Source organism: Paenibacillus sp. FSL H3-0321, from assembly GCF_038002865.1.
GTDB lineage: Bacteria > Bacillota > Bacilli > Paenibacillales > Paenibacillaceae > Paenibacillus_AQ.
In genome coordinates this window covers 6,027,225-6,049,771 of the sequence record NZ_JBBODH010000001.1, presented here as the reverse complement: position 1 = coordinate 6,049,771, position 22,547 = coordinate 6,027,225, and the positions used below count along the sequence as shown (strand labels likewise).

Below are 22,547 nucleotides of genomic sequence, written 5' to 3'. Positions count from 1 at the left end.
ATAATACAAAAGGCATCTCACATTTCTAAGCTGTTCAACTAATTGGCTCCCTTCAACTCTACCTTACCACTCTCTAATTCTTAAAAAACGGCGCCAGAATAAGCTTCGCCAGCTCAGCTGCATGCGGTTCCTCCTCGATGCAGCTGAAATGATTGCCTTCTATCTCCGTAACCTCGAAATCGCCAATACACAGTTCCTGCCAAAAATCGAGCGTCATTTGCCCGGTGCCCGGCAAAAAAGTGAACGGCTCCTTGGCCAGCAAAAACCGGATATCCCCGACATAAGGCGGCGGAGTAAATTGCGCGGCCTTGAAACTCTGGCGGTAAAGCCTGAACAGCCCCTCGGCCATTTCGGCCGGCATCCGCTCTCCGGTCGTCCGTGCCACAGCATCGACATAAGCGGCGAACCGTTCTCTCAGGCTGAGCGCGGACAACGTGCGGAACAGCCGTCCGGTCCGCTCCAGCCCATCGTCTCCGCCAAGACTGCAAGCGGAGTCCTCCGGTATCGTCCTGTTGTTATGCTCATAAATATGGAGCAGCCCGCGCGTAAGCTCCTCCGGATGAACATCGCCAAGGCCCACTCCGGTAAATGAAATATTCATATTCGGTACAAACAGCGATTCAATAACAAGCTCATCATCAATGGCAAACCGCACAGGATGGCTGTCGATCAGCACAAGATCGGCTACGCGCACACCTTTTTCCACCAGACGCCGCGCTACCTCTACCGCAATCAGCCCGCCGAGGCAGTAACCGACGAGCTGCATCTCCCGATGCCCCGTATCTATCAACTGCGCAGCATAATCTTCGGCAATCTGTTCGATGAGCCCTGAGGGCTCATGCGCGCAAAATTGCTCCGTATCCGCAACTGTTATGCCGATAATCGGTCCAGCCTCCTGCGCCTTCATATGCTCAAGCAGGAAACGGAAGCAGTTCATTGTCCCAAGCCCGGCATGGAAAACAACGCGCAGCGGTCCGTCTTCCCCGCCTCCGTATGGCGTCAGCACCGCGTTGCTGCCCCGGCCCGTTCCGGCGGCAGTACTCGTCTCGGCTTGCCCGGAGTAACCCGCTTCACGGCTAGGCCCCGTCAGCGCATTACTCGGCAGCCACTCCGCCTCCAGGCTGCGCTCGCGGATAAACGCCACAAGTGCCACAATCGTCGGATGATTGAGCATTTGCCGAAGGAGCGTGTCAAACGGGATGGCCGCATGCCGGCCGCCCGCAGCCAAAGCATCGCGAAGCTTGCCTGCCACCTGGGCCATAATAAGCGAATCGGCCCCGAACGTATAGAAGCTTTGCGTTCTGCCAATGGCGGGCACGCCGAGCGCATCCGCCCAGAGTGCGGAAAGCTGTGCCTCCAGCTCATCTGCGCCCTGCACTTCGGTTTCCGCTACAACGTGCTCTGCGGCCGGCTTGGGCCGCCAGGCCGCCAGCTCGCGGCGGTCCACCTTGCCGTTCGCTGTAAGCGGGAGTGCATCGGCAATTTGTAAGTGGGACGGCAGCATTGCCGCCGGGAGCCGCTGAGCCAGAAAATCGTTCAGCTCCGCTGCCGTCACGGCAGCTCTGTGCTGCTTGAAGCGCCTCGCATACAAATGGAAGCCAAGCGCTTCAAGGCGATCTCCCTCCCCGGGCAGCACCAGCACCCCTTCGTCGCCGTACTCTCTCAGCAGGTGCAGCCACTCGCCGCGCTCCAGATAGGACGAATGCCCGCGTAGCTTGTCCCCCGGCTCCATCATCATGAAGGCCTGCGAGGCCAAAATCCAGGCGTGCTCACCAGTCGGCTCGGTAAAAATAAACCAGCCGCCGGGACAGATCAGCTCCGACACCCGGAGCATGCTGGCCGGAATATCCTTGGCGTTCTCCAGCACACCGGCCGCAAGCACAACATCGAAGCTGTTAGGAGCAAAACCTTGCCCGCGGCAGTCCTGGTCGATGTCTAGCAGACCGAAGCGCAGGCCCGCCCGGCTTCCGAAACGCGCTTTGGCGCCCGGGATAAAAAAGGATGAAACATCGGTAAACGTATACTCCGCCTCGACGCCATCAAGGGCGGCGAGCGCATGCTCCGTTGTCGCGCCCGTTCCGGCGCCGATCTCCAGCACCCGCAGCTTACGACCCGTATGTTTCCCGGCAATCCGCTTCAGCAAGCTGCTGATGCCGCGATTGAGATAGCCGGCCATCAGATGGTCAACATACAGGGAGCGGACAAAATCATCGCGCCCTTCCGGGAACAGCAGCTCAACCGGGTCCTGCGTACCAAGCAGCAGTTCCGGAAGCCGGTCCGCGCTGCTCCGCACATAAGCAACGAAGCCCGCCGAGCTCAGCTTGCCTGTCCAAGCCGCTTCCGCCTGCTGCCACTGCTCGGCCAGCCGGTCCGGCTCCGGCCCCCGCGGGCAGGTGTACTGCCGTTCGCCATGAACGGCGAGCAGCCCGGCGTCCGTCAGCCGCGCTGCCCAACGCCTCACAAGCCAATGATGCGCGGGAGCGATGCCGGCCCGCTGCAGCCACGCTTCCAGATCCGCCGGTTCCCCGCCGGCAAACAGGCCCAGCGTATGCAGCGCCCGCAGCATAGAGCCGTACACGGCTTGATCCAGCTTCTCCACCGCTGCCTCCAGCTCGGCTCGATCCGGGGCGGCGGAATCCGCCACGCTGGCGATGCCACTCGTCAGCTTGGCAAAGGATTCTTGATTTGCTTTTAAGTTCACCGCTTGCTCCCTTGCCGGCTCGACGACAGCGAGCAGCGCTTTGTCCTCTCCCGCTCCGTCAACAACGACGGCGGCCGCAGCCACAGCAGGATGCTTGAGCAACACGGCTTCGATCTCGCCAAGCTCGATCCGGTGTCCTCTGATTTTGACCTGATGGTCCTCGCGCCCAAGAAACTCCAACTCGCCGCCGGGCATGTAGCGCCCCAAATCGCCGGTGCGATAGAGGCGCTGCCCGTCCTCAGGATGGAAAATGAAGCGGCTTGCCGTTTTTTCACAATCGCCCAAATACCCCTCGGCCAAGCCGTGACCGCCGATATACAGCTCACCTGGCGTCCATACCGGGCAGTCTCGCATTTGCTCGTCAAGCACCCGGAAGCTTTGATTCGCCAGCGGTTTGCCGTAGGGAATACTTTCCCAGCCCGGCTGAAGCCCTTGGTACACATGGCAGTTCGACCAGATCGCCGCCTCTGTTGCACCTCCAAGAGCAACCGTCTGCACGGAAGGCAGACGCAGCAGCATATTATCCGGCAGCGAAAGCGGAATCCAGTCGCCGGACAGCAGCGCCAAGCGCAGCTTTGGCAGCCGGATGCCCGGCTCGGACTGTAAATAGCCCATCATCATCTGCATCGGAGCCGGTGCGGAATTCCAAATCGTAACGTCGTGCCGCGCCATGCATTGCGCCCACTGCGACGGATCAGCCAAGCCGTCATCCGGCGGATACACGAGAGTTCCCCCAACGGACAACGGTCCAAACAGGTCGAAGACGGACAAGTCGAAGCCGAGCTGCGCCAGAGCAAGCACACGGTCGTTCTCGCCGATTGCAAAGCGGCGATTGATGTCCGTTATCGTGTTGGCGGCGGCGCGGTGGCTGACGACGACCCCCTTTGGTTCCCCGGTGGAACCTGATGTATAAATGACATAAGCAGGCAGATCAGGATCAAGGCATCTGTCCCCCTCACCAGACAGCGTCACTTCCGGATGCGGCGTCAACCGGTCAACCTCAATGGCGGATACGCCCTCCGGCCATCGCAAATTCATTTGCGAGTGCGTCAGAATGAAGCGGATGCCCGCCTGCTCCAGCATTGCCCGGCGGCGCAGCTCCGGCTGCTTCATATCCAGCGGCACATAGACGGCGCCTGCCAGCATCACACCGAGCACCGCCGCGGCCTGATGAATGCTTTTGTCCATCACGATCGCCACATGCTCTCCTGCAACGCATCCGGATGACTTCAACCGCCGCGCCGCCGCCGCCGCGCGTTCTGCCAGTTCCCGGTATGTTGCCGATTCCCCGCCGTCAATTACCGCAATGCGGCCAGGCGCCGTCCGGGCCTGCGCCAGCACCGCCTCATGCAGCTGCCGCTCCGGCAAAGGGTACTGCACGGTGTTCACTTGCCGCCGTTCCTCAAGCTGCCACTGCGGCAGTTCCACCGCTTCGGTGGCGTACAAGAGGTAATCGCCATGAGCGAGCCCTTGCAGCAGCTTGCTGAAGCTGTCAAACATATCGTCGATCATGCCGTCCGGAAACACGCCCTCACGCACATCCCAATTGACCTGCAAGCCGTGGCGGTTGTCCATCGCTTGGCAATCAATGAACACCTGCGGTGTTTGGCTGATGCCATAGCCGCCGATTGTGCCTTCAAGCCGCCCTTCTTCACCGCTTTCAACCAAACCGATGGAGCTGGTAAACACGATCGGCATCAAAGCGGCTTCCCTGCCCCGCCGGCGGGCCATTTCCCGCATCACCTCGACCCCGGTGAACAAGCGATGGTCCAAATCCTCGAACAGCTGCTTTTGCAGCGCTTTCGCCTGTTCGACAAACGGCTTGCCTTCGCCCCATTCGACCGCTAGCAGATTTACCGACGTGAAATCACCGACAATGTGCCGGATTTTCGGATGCAACGGCAACCGGTTAAGTATTGTCAAATTGAGACAGAACGAACGGCTGCGGCTCCATCGCTTCAATACGGCCGCATAGGCGGTCATGACGACTGCAGTCGGCGTCAGCCCCTGTTTCTGCGCCTGCCGCTTGAGCATCGCCCACTCCTGCGCATCCAGCTTCAGAAGGCGGCGCCGGAAGCGGGCCTCTTTTTCATCTCCCTGCCGCTTAACCAGCGGCAAGTCGGGGGCAGTCGGGAGCTCACCCACACGCTCCAGCCAGTAAGCACGATCTCCCGCATAAGCCGGGGTATCGCACAAAGAACGCTCGGCGAGCACATAGTCGCGGAAGCTCAGCTCAAGTTCGGGCAAACTTCCCTCTGCCCCGCCCTCCGCTATCTTCGTTTCGCCAAGGGCTGTTGCGGCTCCGGGATGATGATCACCTTGCTTGTAAATCGCCTCAAACTCGGCCAGCAACAGCCAAATACTCATCCAATCGGCAATCAAAAAATCCATGGAAACATGCAATATCGCGCCATCCCCCGTGTTGGTCACAGCCAGGTCAAACAAGGGCCACTTGGCCGCATCGTAAATGCGATGGCCCATGTCCTGGCGAATGGAATCCAGCCGTTTCGCCGACAGGTCCTTATCCTTCCAAGCGCCAATATCGGTATAGGGCACCTTTAGCAGCGCCACACTTTCGCTAACGCGCTGCTGACCGTTTTCGTCTATGGTCGCCCTGAGCATGTCATGGCGGGATACCAGCTGGTTCCAGACCGCCTCTGTCCGTTTACCATCAAGCTGCGGGTAACACACCTCCAAATAGACATGGCAGGCTACGCCGCCATAGTCAAACAAATGCTGGCGGCCAAGCAGGTAGGCTGACTGCACATCAGTGAGCGGAAACGGTTCAAATCGCGCCGACTGATCCACAGCGATCGACGCCGGGCCTGCATGGGCAACCGCTGTTGCCAGCGTCTCTTCTTCTTCAACTGCCGAAGCCGCTGCGGCCTCGGCACGCAATACCTCAAGCAGTTCCGACTTATATTGTCTGAGCAGATTCTTGTGCATATCGGTCAATTGCCCTTTGGGCGCGCGAAAGCGCAGACCGCCCTGTTCCTCCCACACGGTAACCCCGTCCCGGCGTAGCTGTTCCAGCTGTTCTGCCGCCTGCAACGACAATGGTTGCGACATCATAACCCCTCCTCTTCCCCGTTTATCAGCTGTCAGATTCGAACCAGCTCTTGTCCAGCTGGCTTCAATACGGCACCATGCATCCGGCTGGCGTCCAGCAAATCGTCAAGACCGGAAAGTCCCACCTCCAGCACCTTCGTTTGCGGTGCGTCTTCGAACCGAAGCCATCTATCCCCAGCGGCAAGCAGCTTCATTGCCGGCAAATGTTCGGCGGCAACTCCCATTCGCACCCATCCGATGCCGGTGGCACCATTGGGATGCCGGATCATCTCCGGCCGTTGGGGCGGATCGTAGACCGACACAATAAAAGGAAGGCCAAGCGGTTCCGTCGTGAACAGACTGTACTTCACCTTGGTGCGGTCCGGACGCGTCCGGTTCCCATGAATCACCCGCGAAGTCGCAAGACCCGCCTCCCGCAACGATTGCCGGATGGCAGCCAACTGTTCCACACGTCCTACATTCTGCGGCTGCCCCTGTACGGCTGCCCGCTCATCCGGCTCCAGCGCCACATCACACCAGCCTTCCTTCGCTTTCGCCCAGTAGGTCCAGCGCCTGCCGGCAGCGCGTCCGAACAGCAGGCCAAGCGGCGGTATGAGAAACGTCAACGATTTGGGAACCTGAAACAATTCGATAAACGGCCCTTCCTCAAACCAGATCAAGGCATTGAGCGCCCGTTCCGGCGCACTGCCCCACTGGACGCTGAAGCCCAGCGCTTCATAATTCCGCACGACTTCAGCAATATCATTTACTCTGCACAAAATGTGGCTGCACTTCAGCATCGGTTCCCTTCCTCACTATAAATAGTTTTTGCCCCAGCGGCGCAAGCGCATGCCGCCCGTCAGGCAGCGATGTCACATGGAGGACTTGCGCTTTGCGGAACACCTCCAGCCACTGTTCAACAGACATGAAGGTCGTATCCGAATTTTTCCGGTCATCCTCCGGCCTTGTCATCATAAAAGCTTGTGAAATCAACATTTCCGTGTACTCCCGGGTAGGTTCGGTAATCAGCATCCAGCCGCCTGGAGCAAGGCAGCCCGTCAGTTCACGGACAACGGCGTCTGTATCGCGGGCATTGTTGAGCATGCCGGCGGCGATGACAACATCGGCGCCGGCAGCGGCCAGCCCTTGCGCGGTCAGGCTTTGGTCGATATCGGCAAGCTGATATTTCATCCACGGGCAATGCTTGTACCGCTCCCGGGCACCGGAGATGAAAAACCACGATATGTCGGTAAAGGTGTATTCGACCCGCAAGCCTTCGACCACAGCAGGTTGGAGCACACGCACAACCTCGTCGGTCGTTGCGCCGGTGCCTGCGCCCAGCTCCAAAATCCGCAGCACAGGCGCGGCGGCTGAACCGGCTGTAGCGCCCGCCTGCTTCCGCCTTTGCTCGGACAAGCCCAGCACCGCTCCCGCCACCGCCTTGTTCAGGTAGCGTGCCATGGCCGTATCGCGATAAAGGACTCCGGCAAGCTCCATCCGGCCTTCCGGGAACAGCAGGTGCGCCGCCTGCTGCTCATCCCGCAGCAGCTCGGGCAGCCGCTGCGCGTTGGCGATAAAATAATCTGTTATGCTGCGGGGGCCAAGCTTATTTTCCCACGCGGCTCCGGCCGCCTCCCAGCATGCATCAACCCGGGCCATTTCCGCCTTTTCGACACTGGCGTAGCTGTCTCCTCGCCGTTCCAAATACCCCCGGCTTGCCAACAGCCGTAACCAGCGCCCGACAAGATAGCGGTGGCGCGGCGCCGCTTGGACAGCGGTGCAAATATCTTCGTCCCGCCTAAACCCGCCTTCTGCCGGCAGCCCCCCAAGTGATTGCAGCGTATGCAGCATCGACAGGAGCGCTGCACGGTCCAACCGATCTACGCAATCGCTGACCTGCTGCGCGGTCAAATGGCGGATTTCCGCCTCTGCGTCTGCCGTGTACTCCAATACCCCGCTTACCGAAGCTTCGTCCTTAGACAAATCAGCCGATATTCCGGACTGGAGGGACGTCGCCCCTGCCGCTCCCGCACTGCCAGCCGCGCACTGCAGCGCCGCTTCTTTTAGTTTGCTCACCGGAAACGGCCGATGATCGCGCTGCGGCCGCAGTACCGGGTAGCCGAGCACCTGGGTCAGCTCCTGCCATTGACGGGCGCACAGCAATTCCAGTTGCGCCCTCGTATCCGAAGTATCCGCCCCAAGCCATTTGTCCCTTACCGCCAGCAAGTCCTGCCCGATCGCTTCAGCCCATTGTTTCAGCAGAATATCGCTGTAGCAGTCCAAATCCGGCGTACCAAGTACCTCGGCGCTGCGTTCTGTCATGCGGGCCTCCGCCAGCAGCTCAGCCGGCAAATCGGGCACATCAGGCACATGAAGACGGGGGTGCCACAGAACGGGACCGTGGGTGTCCACCAGCGACAGCCGGCCACCGTTCGTGCCGATGGTTATACTGTGCAGCAAATGCAAGTGATTGTCCGAATCATCAGGGTCTACCTCGTTATGCGCCCGCAGTGTAATCGGAACGCCGCCGAGCAGACCGCTCACCAGTTGAAATGGCCCTTCGTCCTTGACAACGTGATTGATTTTCCAAGGACGGATCGAAGGCAATGCCTCCATCAACATATGCACCAGCGGGTAAGAAACCTGTGTTGCACAAGCAGCGTCAATATACAGCGGTTCTTGCAGGGCTAACAGCGCCCGGGCGCAAACTGCGAAGCGGCGCACTGCCGGCAGATGCGCGTATAAATCGCCGATCGCGTAATGCACGTTGCATTGCCGGGCTTTTTTCATACAGGCAGCCATATCCTTGTGATGTACCGGATGCTCTTGCAGGACGGAAATGCCTCTCTCCAGCAGCGCAAGCGCAAGCTCACTGCCGCCCCCACCCATGACGCCGGAACGCAATACAACGCAGGCCAGATCAATTCCGCCGGGAAGCTGCGCGGCGTCGGTGTATAACGGTACACCGAAACGCGCCGCGCATTGCCGCGATCGCTCACTGCCCTTCGCCAGCAGGCCGACCAGTTCAAACTGCTCCGGCAGCGCTTTTACGGCTTCCAGATAAAACTGTCCGAACCTCGAGCCGCACACCAGTGTTCTGATTTTTCCTTTATGGCCGTTGCTGTTCATGCCTGCCTCCTTCCGGTTCGAATATAGAACAGGTAAACACCGCATTTTGCAGACGAAGCGCCTCGATCATTCTGCCCGGATTCACCCCTTGCGAGGCAAAAAAGCAGCCTGGCTCTGCGCCGCCGTCCTCCAGCACCAGTTGAGCGGTACTGGCCGCAACAATGCCGGAGAGCCGGTTCCAGTCACCGCTATACAGCAGTTGACTGGAAAGCTCCAGCTTTCGGCCGTCCTTCGTGCCCTTAGCCAGCAACTGATACTGCGCATAACTTCGGCCGGAACTTCCGCTTGCAGCATAATGCTCCGACAACATCCGGGCAGAGGTCATTTTTTGCTCTTCCGTCTTATACTGCTGCAGCGCTTTGATGGTCATGAACTTAGCTAGCATGGCCCGGTCCGGGTACGTATTGTAAAACCAGGCGGAACGCAGCCTATTGCGGCGGGCCATCTCCAGAAACTCAAGGTTCAGCACGGGATAGGCGTCGCGCTTGCCTGCGGGTAAGGGAAACGTGTACGTCTGCCGGAACGGCCCGCTGATTTTACTCGCCTCTCCATTTAGACAATAGGCCATCCCCATCCCGGTCCCCTCCTCAATGCTGCATACGATGTCATAAGCTGCACTGACTGAAAAATCACCGGCCCCCGCAAAAAACAGCTCCAACTGTTCCACTTCATTAAAATAGGTCTGCGAGACATACGCCGGCAGCACTTCTGACAGGCCGGGATAGATGCCGGCCGATACGATAAAGCTCAGCCGCTTGGCCTCCAGCTCCGGCAGATGCTCCATTAGCTGCCGGTAAAGCCGCTCATCCCCAGCGGCATCCACATAATGCGCCTTTTGCCGCAGTGCCGCAAGCGCCACTCGGTCTTGTATTCGCTTGGCCGGCCCTGCGCAATTGATAACGACATCACACTCGCCGCAGAAAGCCAGCAGCGCTTCATCGTCAAAGATATCCACCTTTATCAAATGGGCAGATTTCGCCAGTTCTCCGTACTGCCCGCGAAGCTTGTCCGTGTCTCTTCCGCCCAGCACCAGCCGGCAACCGGAGGCACCTAGCAGCAGTTCCGCCGCCCCCTGTCCTACTTTGCCGGAGGCCCCAAGCAAGCCGATTGTTCCGGTCATTGTCAATACCCCCTTCGCTTTAAATAAAGCCCTCTTCATACTCGTCCTCGCCGTCCTCCGCATTATGCTGCACTTCAAGCAGACCGGCGAGACTGCCGATTGTTGGCGCTTCAAACCATTGCTGCAGCGTCACCTCAATGGCAAAGCGCTCCTTCAGTATGTTGACGCATTGGATGGCACGCAGGGAATCGCCGCCCTGTTCGAAAAAACTGTCGGCCAGACCGGGCTTTCGGCAGCCAAGTACTTCTTCCCACACAGTGGCAATTTGTTGTTGCAATTCCGTTGCGGGCGCAGCGCCCGGGTGTACCTCCGGCCGTTCCGCCGCTTGGGCAAGGGCAGCTAATGCCTTGCGGTCCACTTTGCCGTTTGCGGACAATGGCAGCTCATCCAGCAGCACATAAGCTGTTGGAACCATATAGTCCGGCAGCTGCCGCCGGAGTACTTCCGCCAGCCGCCCCGGCTCGAAGTACGCCGCCGTCCCGGGCGCCTGTGCCACAAACAGCTGCTGGCCGAATACCGCTGCGGCGCGAAGGACTTCAGGACAGCCGCCAATGATGTTAAAGCCAGCCTCCCTCAGCAGCTCCTGCCACCGCTCTCCCGCCAGCAGCGGAAGCTTGCTCTCCTTCCGCTCATCCGCAAAGCGGCTGAAGCCATCCTCGAAAAAGCCGGCCGTCGTCAGCAGCAGGCGGCTGCCCCTTGTAGCTTCTGTAAATAAAAGGAGGCCTCCGGGCGCCAGCAGTTGCCGCAAATACTCCAGCGTCACTTCTATATTTCTGGCGCGGTGCAGTGTATTGTCCGCAACGATGACATCGTACACATGCGGCCTGTAGCCTTGAGCCAGCGGTTTTTCGTTCATATCGAACCGTCCGTACTCCAGCGCGGCGGCATGCGTATGTTCTTCCCTTGCCCGTTCCGTGAAAAAGTCGGATTCATCCGCATAGCGGTAATGTCCGCGCCCTGCAGACAACAACGGTGCCAGGCCATCGGCAAAGCCACCCGATCGCGTTCCGATCTCCAGCACATGCAGCGGTCTGTCCAGCGGATGTGCCAGTACGATTGCGCGCATTAGCGCCTGTGACAAATCGTTGTAGAACGGCCCGGCGATGTTAAACGGGCGAAGCGCATCCGGCGTCAGAAAAGCATCCTTCGCCAAAAACAGCTGCAGCGGTTCAATGCTGCCTTGCAGCAGCCCGGCAATGATTGCCTGTGATTGACGGAAAAGTTCTTGCAGCTGCCGGATTTTTTGACGCAGCTCGGGAGCGCTCTTCAGCACAGCGCTGAATTGTCCATCCCGCTGCTGCCCCATAAGCGGCTGAAGCGATGTATAGGCGGCGTTCGCCTCTTGCCGAAGCCAGCCCTCTTCCGCCAGCGCCTCCAGCCAGTGAGCCAAAAGCGTCTCATAGCGTGGTTGTACCTGCATCAGTTGCATCAGCTCATGCTGCGAATGGTGCTCCCCTTCGCGTTTGTACAGGCCGAAGGCGGTAAGAGCTGCGCGAATCGCGTACATGCCGGCATTGTCCAGCTCCTGCAAAAACGCGGCTGTCGCCTCTGCATCAACGGCTGCCATCAGCTTCATTGATTGCAGCTGTTCTGCCGCCGCAAGCTCCTGCCGGCAATACCGCGCCGCATCGGCATCGGCGAACTTCACTTCGAACAGATCTGATCGCTCGTCGTCTTGCGGAACGACAAAACCAATCAACTGCTTCTCGCCTTCTGCTTCACCGGTGACAAGGACGACTGCCTCCTTCACTCCTGCCATCTGTTTCATCGTTGCTTCGATTTCGCCAAGTTCGATGCGGTGTCCGCGGATTTTAACCTGGAAATCCTCACGCCCCAGAAATTCAAGGCCGCCGTCAGGCATATAACGGCCGTTGTCACCCGTATGATACAACCGCTCTCCGGTCCGGGGGTGGCGGATAAACCGCTCGTTCGTCTTCTCCTCGTCCCGCCAATAACCTTGGGCAAGTCCGATTCCGCCAATGAACAACCCGCCCGGCACCCACACGGGACAATCCTCCAGCAGCTCATTCAGCACGTAGTAGCGCTGATTCGCCATCGGATAACCGTAGGGAATGCTTTTCCAGTCGGGATCAACAGTTTCAACGGTAAACAGATTTGACCATATCGAAGCCTCAGTCGCCCCGCCGAGTCCGACCACCTTCGCGCCGGAACAGTGCTCCCGAATGCGGTCCGGCAGATCCAGCGGAATCCAGTCGCCGCTAAGCAGCACAAGCCGAAGCGCTTTCGGCAGCGTCTGCCCGGAAGTTCGGGCAGACGGCGTCCCGGCCGACCGTCCGCCAACATGCTCCAGCAGCATTTGCATAAAGGCTGGAACCGTATTCCACAGTGTCACCTGCGCCCGCTCCATCCAGGAAAGCCAGCAAGCCGGATCTCTTGTGCTGTCAGGTTCGGGAATGACGACAGTACCTCCCGCCGCAAGCGTTCCGAACAGGTCGTACACCGAAAGATCGAAGTTCAAATTGGATAATGCCAGCACACGGTCCTCCGGCCCCACTTCAAATCGCCGATTGATATCAAGCACCGTATTGACCGCTCCGCGATGGTCGATCATGACCCCTTTCGGCTTGCCCGTCGATCCTGACGTGTAAATGACGTAAGCCAGATGCTCCGGCTTGGCCGCAGATTCCGGTATAGCGTATTCCCCGTGTTCCTGCCCGCCGGGCATAATTTCGTCAACAACCAACCGCTCTACATCCTCTGGCCAGGCGAGCCGTCCATCGATTTGGGATTGCGTCAGCACAACGGCCACCCGGCCGTCCGCAAGCAGTTCCTGAAGCCGTGACTGAGGATGGGACAGATCAAGCGGCAAATACGCGGCCCCTGCCTTCAAAATGCCGAGCGCCGCCACCGCCTGCTCCCAGCCCTTCTCCATGACAATCGCCACAAGCGTATCCGGCAGAACGTTCCTACTGCGCAGCAGTACCGCCACCTCATTAGACAGATGGTTCAACTCGCCGTAGGTAAGCGTACGCTTCGCGCTAATAATCGCCTGTTGTCCGGGACGCAATGCAGCCTGTCGTGTGAACAGCCGGTCAAGTGTATCGGGCGATACGGACATTTCCGTCGCATTCGCTTTACGTCTTGGCCCAAGGCGCGGGACCTCAATGAGGCTGGGCCTAACCGCCTGCCATGTCCCCTCGTCTGCTGCCAATTTATGAAGCAACTGGCGATAGGCTCCAAACATATCCTCCAGCAGCCCCTCAGGAAAAAGCCCTTCCACTGCGTCCCAGATAAGCAGCAGTTGACCATCCTGCTCAACAACCTGATGATCGAGCCATACTTGGGGAGTCTGGGTAATGTTGTACACCAACTTGCCCAGCCATTTTTCGCCGGAGCCGTCCTCATTCCAGTCATCAACGCCAAGGGCGCTTGTGAAGACGATCGGCATGCTGCCGCCCGCATGGCTGCCGCTGCGCTTCGCCAACTCGCGCTGAACCTGAACCCCGCCTACGAGCGGATGGTCCAAATCCGCCCACAACTGCTGCTGGATGTTCCGTGCCCGGTCCATAAACGTGCGGCCGGACGCCTGATTGACGGCAAGCAGCGTAAGCGAGGTGAAATCGCCTACGATGTTGCCAACCTGCGGATGAAGCGGAAGCCGGTTGAACTGGGTTAAATTGATCGTGAAGGCCGGGTGTCTGCTCCATGCCGCAAGCGCCTCGGCATAAGCCGCCAGCAGCAAACCGGACGGCGACAAGCCCGCCTCTGCCGCCCGCTTGCGGAGCCGGACCCAGGTCTCGCCGTCCAGCCGGGCGTCAAGGCGGCAAAACCGCTGCTGCACGATGGACTCCGGACTCTGAGCCAACTGCAGTTCGGGAGCGGGCGGCAAAGCATCCAGACGGCCCAGCCAGTATTGCATATCCCTCTCATACTGCTTGCTGCTTTTGAGCTGTTCCAGCGCCAGCACATAATCGCGAAAGGTCAGCTCAAGCTCCGGCAAAAGCGCTGCGGGATTTCGATACAATCTCCCCCATTCGCTCAGCAGGTGAAACATGCTCCAACCGTCAAACAGCAAATTGTCAAAGCTGATATGCAGCCGCAACCGGTTGCCGGGCAGCAGCGAAGCTCGCACTTCGTACAGCGGCCAGCGGTCGGCGGCGAGCACCTGATGCGACATTTCCTCGCGGACGGCCATAAGCCGGGCTTTGGCTGCTTCCGGACTCAGTTCACGCCAATCGGCAGCTTGAATCCGGTAGGCGGGCGGCTCCTGCAATATTTGCTGCTGCTGCCCATCTGACAGCACAACCGCACGCATCATGCCATGCTGCTGGATCAGGCGCTGCCATGCCTGTTCAATTCGCCTGATATCAAGGTCATGGCCTTCGATTTCAAAATAGCAATGTGTTGAAACATTCCCCAGCGCATATACGCCTTCCCGCCCCAGCCAATAGGCCTGTTGAATGTCGGTCAGCGGGAACGGACGCTGTTCCTGCCCTGCGGCAGGCACAATCTGCGGCAGTTCGGCAGCACCAGCAGCACGCTGCCCTCCCTTATGAAGCAGCGTCTCAGTACACTCAGCAAGCCCGGCAATCGTCGGGGCTTCAAACAGGCTACCAAGCGGCACCTGGACCTTCAGCCGCTCGCGCACTTCAGCGATCAGCTTCGTCGCCAGCAGCGAATCACCGCCAAGCGTAAAGAAATTTTCATTGATTCCAATTTCCTCCTTTCTGAGAATACCGCACCAAATGTCGCCAAGTTTGCGCTCTACCGGCGTGCGCGGCAGCCCGTCGGCTTCCTTCGGCTTCATAGCCTGACACTCTGCAGGAGCGGGCAGCGCCTGCCGGTTCACCTTGCCGTTCGAAGTCAGCGGCAGCCGATCCAGCGGGATCAGTGCTGCTGGAACCATATACTCCGGCAGCCTGCTGCTCAAATAACCTGCCAGCAGTTCCGGATTAAAACGCCGGATACAGGACGGAGCCTGCGCGGCAATAACATGCATGCCGTAAACACTTTCCGGCTCCTCCGGCCCGGGAAACGACGCAGCCGCCGTATATTGATTCTCCAGCAGCAGCTCCCGCCACTTCTCCGCTCCGTGCAGAGGCTGTTGCGCAGTCAGCCGCTCATCTGTAAAGCGCGTAAAGCCATCCTCCAAAAAGGCGGTCGTGATTTGCTGCAGACGGCTGTTTTGGGTCATCTCAAGCGCCAGCAGCAGCCCGCCGGGGGCCAGCAGCAAACGGACATTGGCAAGAGCAGATTCGATATTGCGGGCACGGTGCAATGAATCCGTGGCAAGAACAATGTCATAGCTGTGCGCCATATAACCCTGTTCCAAGGGGGAGCGCTCGATATCGAGCAGCCCGTATTGGAGGCCGACGCCGCGGCTTTCGAGCTTATTTTCCGCTGTCTGGAGAAAATAAGCGGAGGGATCAGTCATTGTATACGCGGTCTCATTTCCGTTCCACCGCTCAAGGCATGAGAGTATGGTATGCGTGAAGCTGCCGCTTCGCGCTCCGAGTTCGATAATGCGCAGCGGGCCTTGTCCGGCACGCTGCCGCAAAACGGCCTCGACCAGCTTCTGTGCAAGATCAAGGCGCATATCCGCGCCGGGCATCAGCCGCATCAGCCGATCCGGCGACAAGCCGTTATCCTCGGCAAAAAATAGCGTCAGCGGATCGGCATTCCCCTGCAGCAGTTCGGCGCTGCTGCGGCTGACCTCTAGTAAATACGGCAAAATTTTACCTACCGGATTGTCTGCGGCATGCAATTCGCTTTCGTTTTCCGGGAACTCCCTGCGCTTTGCTTGATCCGGCTTGCCCGGCTTCTGAGCCAGGTGCGGCCATTCCAGTTCTGTTGCTGTCGCCAGTTCTTGTTCTGTTGCGAGTTTACTTGACGCCGCTATTTCTGTTGATGTTGACAGTTCTGTAAATGCCGACAGTTCTGCCGATAGCCCGGCAACTGATGTCAGTTCATTCGCTTCCATCGGCTCTGCCGCTGCCGCAACGGGCTGTACAAGCGCAATTTCGCCCGACTCCAGCCGGCTCAGGCAGCCGCTCGCCTCCAGTTCAATAAGCCAGCGCTCCATCATGGCGTGGTATCTCGGCACAATCCGGCCTTTCTGCAAGAGCGTCTCCAGCGTACACACCTCGTCAGGCCGAATGAAAACACCCGTCCTTTGCAGCGCCAACAGCATGTGCTGCGCGCTCAACCGCTCCATTTGCTCCCGGAAAAGCAGGAAATCACCCGCGGGAACCCCTGGCGCAGCGCTCCGATGAGCCCGCCCTTGGACCGCCTCCGTTGCATCGGCCCACAACGCTTCCGCCTGTTCGGCATCTACAGCTTGACTCTCCATCAGGACGGACTCGCCCTCCGTCTCCGGCACGATATAGCCGGTCAGGCGTTTTGTTCCCTGCTGCTCCGTTACCGTTACGACGGCGTCGCGTACACCGGGATGCTCCTTCAGCGCTGTTTCGATTTCGCCAAGCTCAATGCGGTGGCCGCGGATTTTGACCTGAAAATCCTTGCGGCCCAAAAATTCAATAATATGCTCCGGCCAGTACCGTCCCAAATCGCCTGTCCGAAACCAACGTGAGCCGTTCCATATGACAAAACGCTCTGCAGTCAGCTCCGGGTCGCCCCGATAACCAAGCGCAACACCGGCGCCGCCGATCCATAACTCGCCGGCCACCCATTCTGGACAATCTCTTCCCTTCCTGTCCACGATGCGGTAGAACTGCTTGGAGAGCGCATGCCCGTACGGAATGGACGTCCAATGCTTGGGCAGCGGCAAATCCACCCCGAAATAATTGGACCATATCGACGCTTCCGTCGCTCCTCCCATTGCGACAAGCCTGCTGTTCCCGGCAGATTGCCGCAGCCGCGGGGGCAAATCCAGACCGATCCAATCACCGGACAAGAGCGCAAGGCGCAGCAACGGAAGCGGTTGCCCCGCGCTATCCGCTGCTACAAGCAGCATGTCCAGCAGCACCGGCACCGAGTTCCAAATCGTTACTTCATGGCGCAGGCACTGCTCCAGCCAATAGTCTGCATCACGGTTTTTTTCCTCCGGCACAAGCACAAGCGTGCCGCCGGCACCGAGCAAACCGAATATATCGTAAACAGAAAGGTCAAAATCAAGTGCGGATACAGCCAGCATTTTATCGGACGGGCCCACGCTGTAGCGGCGATTAATGTCCGCAAGCGTATTCCATGCACCGGCATGGCTGATTTCAACCCCCTTGGGTTCTCCTGTGGAGCCCGAGGTGAAAATAATGTATGCGGGCTGCTGCACATCAGCCTCAAACGGCTCCACAAGCGGAGCGGTGGCTGCGGCATCTGCTATATCGAGCACGCCGCCCACGCCTTCCCAGCCCGATGTGGAATGTTCGGCCTGCGAGCTGGCAAGAATGAAGCGGACACCCGACTTCCGATGAATCGCTTTCCGCCTGGCGGGCGGCTGCTGAATGCCGATCGGCACGTAGCTGGCTCCGGCCGCCAAAATGCCAAGCACCGCCGCGATTTGATCGGCTCCGCGCGGCAGCGTAACGGCAACCGCATCCCCTTCCTGCACCCCCTGCTCAAGCAAAAAGGCCGCAATCCTCAAGGCATGCCCAGACAGCTCGCCATATGACCTCATCGCTCCTGAGCCGCTGTCGATCAGCGCCGGGTGCTCCGGCTGCGCAGCAGCCGCCCGGAAAAAGGGCGTATGCACGCAGTTCACCGGCCCGGCAAAACAATCTGAACTATCCACCGTCTCCGTGATACCTGCTTTGTCTGCCTGTTCCGTCTCCCATACCTCATCAACTGAAGCGCACCAATCATTAGAGAGGTCAGAGAGCCAGTCCATCAGACGGGTAAGCGCAGTAAACATGTCGTCAATCAGCCCCTCGGGGAACAATTCGTCGACCGCATCCCATGCGAGCAGCAAACCGCCGTCCATTTCATAGATTTGAAAATCAAGCCACACCTGGGGGGTCTGCGAAATCATATAGGCCAGCTCGCCAAGCGTATTCCGGCACTCCCCGCCGAGCAGCGGCGTTCCCAAATTACAAGCGAACACTACTGGAGCAAAATCCCGCTCTCCCGGGCGGTGATGCGCCAAATCCCTCTGCAGCTGAACGCCGGAATAGGCGGCATGCGCCACATCTTCATGGAAGCGGGCCTGAATATCCATCACGCGCTGAACAAAAGACTGCGGTGCTTCACAATCGACGGCAAGCAGCAGCAAATTGGTAAAATCGGCCACCGCCTCCTCAATTCCCGGCTCATCGCTTTGCCGGTCAAAGAGCGGAATATTGATGAGAAACCGGGAGTGGGTACTCCAGCGGTCCAGCACTTCCGCGTAGGCAGTCAGCAGCACCATGGCCGGCGTTACTCCGTTTGCTGCCGCCCGTTGTTGCAGCAATTTCCATTTGTCCGCCTCCACCATTAACGTGCGTCTTGCAAAAACAGGCTGTTTTACTGCCTCCGGCCTCACTTTTAACGGCAGGCCCGGCGCTGCCGGCAGCGTCGAAATCCGCTGCTGCCAATACGCCGCCGCTCTTTCCTTCTCTGCAGCGCGGCGCTCTGCCTCCCGCTTGAGATAGGCGGCAAAGCTCCAGTGCTCCGGTGCAGCCGGTTCACTTCCCCGCGCATACGCTGCGGCCAAATCACGCAGCAAAATATGCAGGCTCTGCACATCCGCCGCGAGCAGATCGACATCCATATGGATGCGGGTATAGCCTTCCGGCAGCAAGCTCAGCGACAGCCCAGACATCTGTCCCTTCTCCACATCAAGCAGGCGGTGCGACAACCGTTTCCGTATGGCTGACAGTTCCCGTTCCAGCTCCTCCGCCGGGCATGACTGCAAATCATACACTTCCAGCGCATCTGCATAAGGCTGGTCCATCAGTTCCTGCCGCCCGTCCGGCAAATACCTCGTGCGAAGACTGCCGTGATGCATCTGAACTTGCTGCCAGGCCCGCTGCAGCCTCCCGGCAGCCACGCCACTGCCGTTCAGTTCCAGATACGCGTGGCAGCCCACGCCGCCGAGCGGCTGATCGTCGCGGCGGCCGATCCAGTACGCGTGCTGCACATCGGTCAGCAAAAATGGCTCATTTGACGGAAGCCGGGCTGTCGTCTCCTGGCACAACGATTCGCTTTGCTCTGCAGCGGCCGTTCGCATGTCCCTCCCCAACAGCTTCCACCAGTCGCAAAGCCGGGGAGAAGCTATCAGTTCGGCGAAAGTAACAGAACTGCCCAAACGCCGCCAACTGCTGACCATTCGCATCATTTGTAATGAATCCAGACCCAGTTCGATCAGATTTTGTTCATCGTCGAAATCGGAGAATGCCGGTAGTAGACTTTGAATCTGCCGGCGTACCTCCTCATAACGCAAGGAAGCATTGACTGCCTTAGCGGCAGCCGGTTGCAGCTTCTCATTCATGATGTCATTTCCCCCTTTCTTTGCAGAAAAAGTAAATTTATTGACGTGCGTCTTCCTCGCGATCGTCTGAAGCAGCTATCAGCTGCGCCGAGAAGCTGCTCAACTTCTCCCTCGTCTCCTCCAGTTCCCGGGACGGTGAAGACATACTCACAATACCTGCACCAGCCTGGAGCCAAGCTGCACCATTTTGCTGAAAAATCGTCCGCAGCACCAGAGCCGCATCAAGGGCGCCGCTGCTGTCGACCGTCATGACCGAACCGCTGTAGAGGTTCCGGGGCTGCCCTTCGATTTTGCCTATGGCTTCGATTGATTCCCGCTTCGGAATGCCGGATGCGGTCACCGCCGGAAACAGCGCTTGCAGCGCGTGCCATGCCCCGCATTCCTGCTTCAGCTTGCCTCTCAGGCGTGAAGCCAGATGCTGCACCGTCCCCCGGTTGGCCACGGACATAAAGTCATTGACGACGATCGTGTCACTCTCGCATACCTGCTGCAGCTCCTCAAATGCCAGTTTGACGGATACTGCATGCTCGGCAATCTCTTTCGGATCGTTCAGCAGTTCGGCTTTCAGCCTGCCTTCCTCACTGCTGCTTGCCCCGGCAGAGCGCGTACCGGCCAATGGAAACGTACTAGCCCATCCATGGGCATCCACCTCGACGATAGTTTCCGGGCTGAACCCGGCTGCCTGCAAGCCTTCCAGATTCAGCAAATACGATCTCGCCGGACAATTGACCCGCCGCCCTGCCACGTAGCTCGCAACCATGTCAAGCTCCCGGTCGAGTGGAATTTTCCGGGACAAAATTACCTTCCGGTAGCTGTGCTGCCGAATATCCCCCACCGCCTGCCCCACCCGGTTCATGTAAGCTTCGGCATCGTAAACGCCGACTTCAGGAAATACCGCTCTGGCTTGCTCCAGCCTGCCCGAAAGCCGCTGTGCCGAATCGCCGACCAGCAACCGCTTCACCAGCCGCTTCAGCGTCTCCAGCCGTTCCGGGGTAAGCGCCCGGAGCAAAATTTCACCTTCCCGGAAACGCACCTCGGCTTCGGGTATAAACAGCTTCAACAGGCAGGGGTTCTCATCAAGTATAGGCAGCTGCTGATAATGGCGGGCCAGCCCGAAGTTCGCAATGCCGTAAGCCCGCCAGTCGGCAAGCCTCACCTGGGACAAAGCCTGCTGCACTCCTCCGCTCAAGTCAATATTTGGCCATTTCCGTGTATGGGGACCGGATTGCAGCACAATATATTCACTGTCCACAGTCAACAAGACATGAATTCCCAGTCCGAGCGACAGCTCGGCTCCGTTTTCATAAAGTACATAGTTGTCAAACAGGCCAAAATCGATAAGCTGCGCTGCCGCAAAATGGACGTCTCCGGCAAAGACCAGCTTCCATTCCAAATAACATGTCTCGGCACACCATGCTGCCACGCTTTCCAGCGCACCGCTGTGCGCTGCGGCGCTCTCTACTGCCGCACTCTCCGGCACGCCGTTTTGCGCTGCCGTCTGACCGGCCGCAGCGACGCCAGAGCACCTTCCCTCCTCCGCGGCAAAATGAGATTCGGCGGCTATGAGCTTCAATTTTGTTTTGTCGATTTTTCCGACGCTTGTCAGCGGCCAATAGGAAACGCATAACAACTGGTCCGGCATTTTATACCGGGACACGCCTTTTTCACGGAGGAAACGGTGCAATTCAACCAGACCGGGCTCCTCCGCTACGGCAATAATGCATACACAGCTTCGTTCACCCAGCCGTTCGTCAGGCAGGCCGATCAGAACAGCATCCTTGACACCCGGATGCTCGCTCAAATAGGCTTCTATTTCGACCGGATCGATTTTTTCGCCCGCGCGGTTAATCTGCTCCTTCATCCGTCCGCCAAGCTGTATATCACCTTCCGGCGTCAGTCTTGCGCGGTCACCGGAGCAGTAATAGCCGTCTGCTGTAAAGGATTTTCGGTTTTGCTCAGGCGCCTTGTAGTAGCCGGCAATTGTATACGGGCCCCGTACCATCAGTTCACCGAACTGCCCCGGGGCAGCGTCACGGCCGCACTCGTCGACGATTTTAATTTCGTCTTGCTCCGACAAAGGCTTGCCCTGGCAACTCATAATCATTTCATCGGCGTCATCCAGAGAGGTGCAGCAAATCAGCCCTTCCGCCATACCGAAAACCTGCTGCAGCTTGCAGCCGAACTCCGGCATAATCCGCCGCACAAGTGCCTCCTCCAGCATTGCGCCGCCGACTTGGAGCACCTCCAGGCTGGAGAGGTCGCTCGACCTGTCCCATTCCAACTCCTCAAGCCACAGCTTTACCAAGGCCGGCACAAGCGCAGTTATAGTGACGCGCTCGCGGGCAATCAGCGGAAATGCCTCGTCACAGCTTGTCGTCGCACACATGACCACCTTGCCACCGGCGGCAAGGGTCCCGAGCATGCCGGGACAGCATAACGGGAAATTGTGGGCGATCGGCAGCACAGCCAAGTACACACTCTGCTCCTTAAGCCCGGCACGCCTTGCCGCAGCCTCAGCGTTGAAAGCATAGTCCGCATGCGTGCGCGGAATAAGCTTCGGCGTGCCGGTTGTCCCGCCGGACAGCAGCAGCAGTGCAGTATCCGCAGGCGCAGGCCCATTCAGCGGCACCGGCGGTTTGCCTGCATCGGCAAGGCAAATACCAGCCGCATTTTCCCCGTCAATGATCAGATTTTTGACACAAGGATGGCAATTCAATAGCCGCCGGGCCATTTTTGTATACTCAAATCCCATAAAGGTATCCGGAATAATGTAAGCAACCGGCTGAGCAAGGCGAAAAATCCCGTCCAACTCAGCTTCCCTGTGGGCGGGCAAGGCAAGTACGGGCAGCGCTCCGATTCGGAACAAGGCAAAGCAGGCAGCCGCAAAAGCTGCACAATTAGGGAGCTGCACAACTACGTTGTCCCCTCTCTCGATGCCCAAATGAACAAAACCAGCCGCCAGTTCATCCGCCCGGCGATCCAACTCTCTGTAGGAGATTCTCTTGCCTCCCTCTACGATTGCGGTGTTGTCGCCATACCGGTCGGCCCATTCTCTCAAATGCTGTCCCAGCGTCAATTGCCGGTGAATACCGATCCGCTCATCTCGATCGAGGTTACTGTCATGCCCCATTTTGCTATTCAGCATATCAACCCTCCTCGTTATTCAA

Annotated in this window: 6 protein-coding genes; all 6 read right to left on the bottom strand. The window is 58.8% G+C overall.

Annotation, left to right across the window (positions count from 1 at the left end; translation table 11 throughout):
• Positions 1-73: 73 nt before the first annotated feature.
• From MHI45_RS27055 to MHI45_RS27030, 6 genes are read right to left on the bottom strand one after another with little or no spacing between them, the layout of a single operon-like run.
• Positions 74-5,770, bottom strand: a complete 5,697-nt coding sequence (locus tag MHI45_RS27055) for a non-ribosomal peptide synthetase (protein WP_341119715.1) — start codon at positions 5,768-5,770, stop codon at positions 74-76.
• A 32-nt stretch (positions 5,771-5,802) separates the two neighbouring features.
• Entirely contained in the window at positions 5,803-6,549 is a 747-nt protein-coding gene (locus tag MHI45_RS27050) for a VOC family protein (RefSeq protein ID WP_340894083.1), read from the bottom strand.
• Complete coding sequence (locus tag MHI45_RS27045) at positions 6,512-8,878, bottom strand: bifunctional Gfo/Idh/MocA family oxidoreductase/class I SAM-dependent methyltransferase (protein ID WP_341119714.1); 2,367 nt, start codon at positions 8,876-8,878, stop codon at positions 6,512-6,514. The genes MHI45_RS27050 and MHI45_RS27045 overlap by 38 nt, the downstream gene beginning before the upstream one ends.
• Entirely contained in the window at positions 8,859-9,998 is a 1,140-nt protein-coding gene (locus tag MHI45_RS27040; RefSeq protein WP_340894085.1) for a saccharopine dehydrogenase family protein, read from the bottom strand. The genes MHI45_RS27045 and MHI45_RS27040 overlap by 20 nt, the downstream gene beginning before the upstream one ends.
• A 19-nt stretch (positions 9,999-10,017) precedes the next feature.
• Positions 10,018-19,380, bottom strand: a complete 9,363-nt coding sequence (locus MHI45_RS27035) for an amino acid adenylation domain-containing protein (RefSeq protein ID WP_341119713.1) — start codon at positions 19,378-19,380, stop codon at positions 10,018-10,020.
• Positions 19,381-19,417: 37 nt separating this feature from the next.
• Positions 19,418-22,525: a salicylate synthase gene (locus MHI45_RS27030; protein WP_445667512.1), complete on the bottom strand. Its 3,108-nt coding sequence runs from the start codon at positions 22,523-22,525 to the stop codon at positions 19,418-19,420.
• Between the last annotated feature and the right edge of the window lie 22 nt (positions 22,526-22,547).

Excerpts from the sequence above, each read along its gene's own strand:
- MHI45_RS27055 (WP_341119715.1), bottom strand. The coding sequence starts at position 5,770 with ATGTCGCAACCATTGTCGTTGCAGGCGGCAGAACAGCTGGAACAGCTA.
- MHI45_RS27050 (WP_340894083.1), bottom strand. The coding sequence starts at position 6,549 with ATGCTGAAGTGCAGCCACATTTTGTGCAGAGTAAATGATATTGCTGAA.
- MHI45_RS27045 (WP_341119714.1), bottom strand. The coding sequence starts at position 8,878 with ATGAACAGCAACGGCCATAAAGGAAAAATCAGAACACTGGTGTGCGGC.
- MHI45_RS27040 (WP_340894085.1), bottom strand. The coding sequence starts at position 9,998 with ATGACCGGAACAATCGGCTTGCTTGGGGCCTCCGGCAAAGTAGGACAG.
- MHI45_RS27035 (WP_341119713.1), bottom strand. The coding sequence starts at position 19,380 with ATGAATGAGAAGCTGCAACCGGCTGCCGCTAAGGCAGTCAATGCTTCC.
- MHI45_RS27030 (WP_445667512.1), bottom strand. The coding sequence starts at position 22,525 with ATGCTGAATAGCAAAATGGGGCATGACAGTAACCTCGATCGAGATGAG.